At 65.1% G+C, this 3,131-nt stretch carries 4 protein-coding genes; 1 reads left to right on the top strand and 3 read right to left on the bottom strand.

Annotation, left to right across the window (positions count from 1 at the left end):
• Positions 1 to 168: 168 nt before the first annotated feature.
• Both tsf and rpsB read right to left on the bottom strand, forming a co-directional pair.
• The gene (gene tsf, locus Q1J95_RS15415) at positions 169 to 996 is read right to left on the bottom strand and encodes a translation elongation factor Ts (protein ID WP_300269258.1); all 828 of its coding nucleotides are present in this window, start codon (positions 994 to 996) and stop codon (positions 169 to 171) included.
• Positions 997 to 1,035: 39 nt separating this feature from the next.
• Positions 1,036 to 1,965: a 30S ribosomal protein S2 gene (gene rpsB, locus Q1J95_RS15410; RefSeq protein WP_300269256.1), complete on the bottom strand. Its 930-nt coding sequence runs from the start codon at positions 1,963 to 1,965 to the stop codon at positions 1,036 to 1,038.
• 381 nt (positions 1,966 to 2,346) lie between these two features.
• Between rpsB and Q1J95_RS15405 the strand changes: the two genes are divergently transcribed.
• Positions 2,347 to 2,880 (top strand): M23 family metallopeptidase, encoded by a 534-nt coding sequence (locus Q1J95_RS15405; protein WP_300269253.1) that lies wholly within the window; start codon positions 2,347 to 2,349, stop codon positions 2,878 to 2,880.
• Here the strand turns inward: Q1J95_RS15405 and Q1J95_RS15400 are convergent.
• A partial coding sequence (locus Q1J95_RS15400) for a tyrosine-type recombinase/integrase (protein WP_300269250.1) occupies positions 2,881 to 3,131 on the bottom strand: 251 nt, incomplete at its 5' end. It lies immediately after the preceding gene.

Raw genomic sequence — 3,131 nt, 5'->3', positions numbered from 1 at the left:
TCCGAAGGCTTCGCCGGAGAGCTTGAGAAGGACGCGGCGGCGTCCGGTGCGTTCAGTCATAGGTGTGAGGTCCTCTCGTCCCGATTCAAGATAGCGCCTTCCGGTGAGAATTCACTCAGGCATGAAGAAGGGGTTCGGATCATTGCGGATCCGAACACCTGTGCGAAATTAAGCTACGACCTTGAAGCGAGCGAAGTCCGTCACGGTGATACCGGCGTCCTTCGCCACCTGGGCGACGGAGAGCTTGTTATCCTTGGCGTAGTCCTGCTCGAGCAGGGCGACCTGCTTGATGAACGCGGAGACGCGGCCCTCGACGATCTTCGGAAGAGCGGCTTCGGGCTTGCCCTCGTTGCGCGAGATCTCGGTGACAATCTCACGTTCCTTCTCGACCGCATCGGCTGGAACGTCGTCGCGGCTCAGATACGCCGGGTTGGCGAACGAGATGTGCTGAGCGATGCTGCGCGCGGTGTCAGCGTCGTCGCCCGTGTACGCCACGACGACACCGATCTGCGGAGGCAGATCCTTGCTCGTGCGGTGCAAGTAGACCTGGCGGGAATCGCCGGCCACGGTGCGGACCTGACGCAGCTCGACCTTCTCGCCGATGATCGCCGCCTCTTCCGAGATCAGATCCGCGACGCTCTGGCTGCCGCTCGGAGCCGCAAGAGCCTCGTCGACCGAGTTCGCTCCGGCCGCTGCGACCGCGTCGGCGACTTTGTCCGCCAGCGCGATGAAACGCTCGTTCTTCGCGACGAAGTCGGTCTCGCAGGCCAGCTCGATCAGCGTGACGCTGTCGCTCTGCTCGCGGGCGACGACAAGACCCTCACTGGTGGAACGGTCAGCGCGCTTGGCGTTGCCCTTCGCCCCCTTGAGGCGAAGCAGCTCGACGGCCTTTTCGCGGTCGCCGTCAGCCTCTTCGAGAGCCTTCTTGGTGTCGACCATTCCGGTGCCGAGCTGTTCGCGCAGCGCCTTGATGTCAGCGATGGTGAAGTTGGCCATGTGTGGTGGCTCCTTGCTTCGTTATGGGGTGTACGCGGATTACTTGGCGTCGGCGGCGTCAGCAGCCTCGGCGGGAGCTTCAGCAGCTTCAGCGGCAGGAGCCTCAGCGGCCTCAGCGGCCTCAGCAACGGGAGCGTCGGCAGCCTCAACGGGAGCGTCGGCAGCCTCAGCGGGAGCGTCGGCAGCCTCAGCGGCAGGAGCGTCGGCATTCTCCGCGGGAGCCTCAAGCAGTTCCTTCTCCCACTCGGCCAGCGGCTCTGCCTCGCCCGATTCCGGGTTGTGCTTCTGCTGCAGGCCCTCGGCCGCTGCGTCGGCGATGATGCGAGTCAGCAGCGAGACTGAACGGATCGCGTCGTCGTTGCCGGGGATCGGGTACTGGAAGTCATCCGGGTCGGCGTTGGTGTCGAGGATGCCGATCACCGGAATGCCCAGCTTCTTGGCCTCGTCGATGGCGAGGTGCTCGCGCTTGGCGTCGATGACCCAGAGGGCCGACGGGGTCTTGGTGAGGTTGCGGATACCGCCGAGCGACTTGTGCAGCTTGTCGAGCTCACGCTTCTTGAGCAGGAGCTCCTTCTTCGTGAAGCCGCTGTTGGCCGGAACCTCGTAGTCGAGCTCTTCGAGTTCTTTCATGCGAGCCAGACGCTTGGAGATCGTCTGGAAGTTGGTGAGGAGGCCGCCCAGCCAGCGCTGGTTCACGAAGGGCTGGCCGACGCGCGTCGCCTGCTCGGCGAGGATCTCCTGAGCCTGCTTCTTCGTTCCGACGAAGAGGATCGTGCCGCCGCGGGCAACCGTCTCCTTGACGAAGTCGTACGCACTGTCGATGTAGCCCAGCGACTGCTGCAGGTCGATGATGTGGATGCCACTGCGCTCGGTGAGGATAAAGCGCTTGACCTTCGGATTCCACCGACGTGTCTGATGCCCGAAGTGCACGCCGCTGTCGAGCAGCTGGCGAATTGTGACCACAGCCATGGTCTTCTCCTGTTTCTGGCGCGAAGAGCGCCCTTGAGGTTATGTCGCCGGTCGGATGACCGGCTGTCCTAGTGCCCGGCTCGCTCCCACCCGTCCATATGGACGAGACCTGAGGGAGAGGATGCCGCAGCCGCCGTCATTGCGATGGTGGCCGCTCTGGGCACGCGTAGTCACCCCGAGATCGAGGTGCGACCTCCAGTGTACAGGATCTCCATGCATTCCCACCGCACTGCACAGCGCCGCGATCACACGACTTCTCCCCCGTTTCCGACTCACGGCGCACCGGCCGGGAGCGCGGCAGCTCAGCATGGAGATATGCCTTTCGCACAGCACCGGCGCACGCACCCGATATCGTCCCCTCACCGCGCGCGGAAGCGCGCTGTGCCGAGTGCTCTCTTCGCTCTCCTGCTCTTCGTTCTCTCTGGTTCACCTGCGATTCCTGGCGCGCCGGCGTCTGCCACGACCTCGGATGCCTCACCGCTCACCGACGTCGAATACGACGGGCCATCCTGGGTGTGGCCGGTCGAGGGTTCGCGCGACGTCACGGAGGATTTTCATGCTCCGTCGCACGACTACGGCCCTGGGCACCGCGGCATCGATGTCGGGGCGTCCGTGGGCGCTGTCGTGCGGACGCCCGCTGACGGCGTGGTCGCCTTTCGCGGCGTCGTCGTCGACCGGCCGTTGATCACGATCGAGCACGGTTCAGGGCTGGTCACGACACTGGAGCCGGTGGATTCGATGCTCATGCCCGGTGACGCCGTCGCACGTGGCGAGCAGGTCGGCACGGTCGCGACAGGCGGGCACACACGCACTGGCGATCTGCACCTCGGCGTGCGGTGGAACGATGTCTATGTCAATCCGCTCGTGCTGTTCGAAACGGTCCCTCGCGCCATCCTGCTCCCCTGCTGCGAGTGACTACGCGCGTGGGTGCGCCAGTTTGTATGTCGCGGTGAGTCGTTCGGCAGAGACGTGCGTGTAGATCTGCGTCGTCCCCAAGCTCGCATGCCCGAGGATCTCCTGCACAGCGCGCAAATCCGCCCCACCGTCGAGCAGATGCGTCGCGGCCGAATGCCGCAGGGCGTGAGGGCCCACGGCATCCGCCCCGATGACGGGCCCGAGCGCCTCAGCGACGACGGAATAGACCGTCCGCGGTCCGACGCGCCCCC

Source organism: Microbacterium sp. (genome assembly GCF_029263575.1).
GTDB lineage: Bacteria > Actinomycetota > Actinomycetes > Actinomycetales > Microbacteriaceae > Microbacterium.
The sequence above is the reverse complement of the archived record's forward strand: the minus strand, read 5'-3'. Positions and strand labels throughout refer to the sequence as shown.

Coding starts and splice junctions, on each gene's coding strand:
- rpsB (WP_300269256.1), bottom strand. CDS start 1,965: ATGGCTGTGGTCACAATTCGCCAGCTGCTCGACAGCGGCGTGCACTTC.
- tsf (WP_300269258.1), bottom strand. CDS start 996: ATGGCCAACTTCACCATCGCTGACATCAAGGCGCTGCGCGAACAGCTC.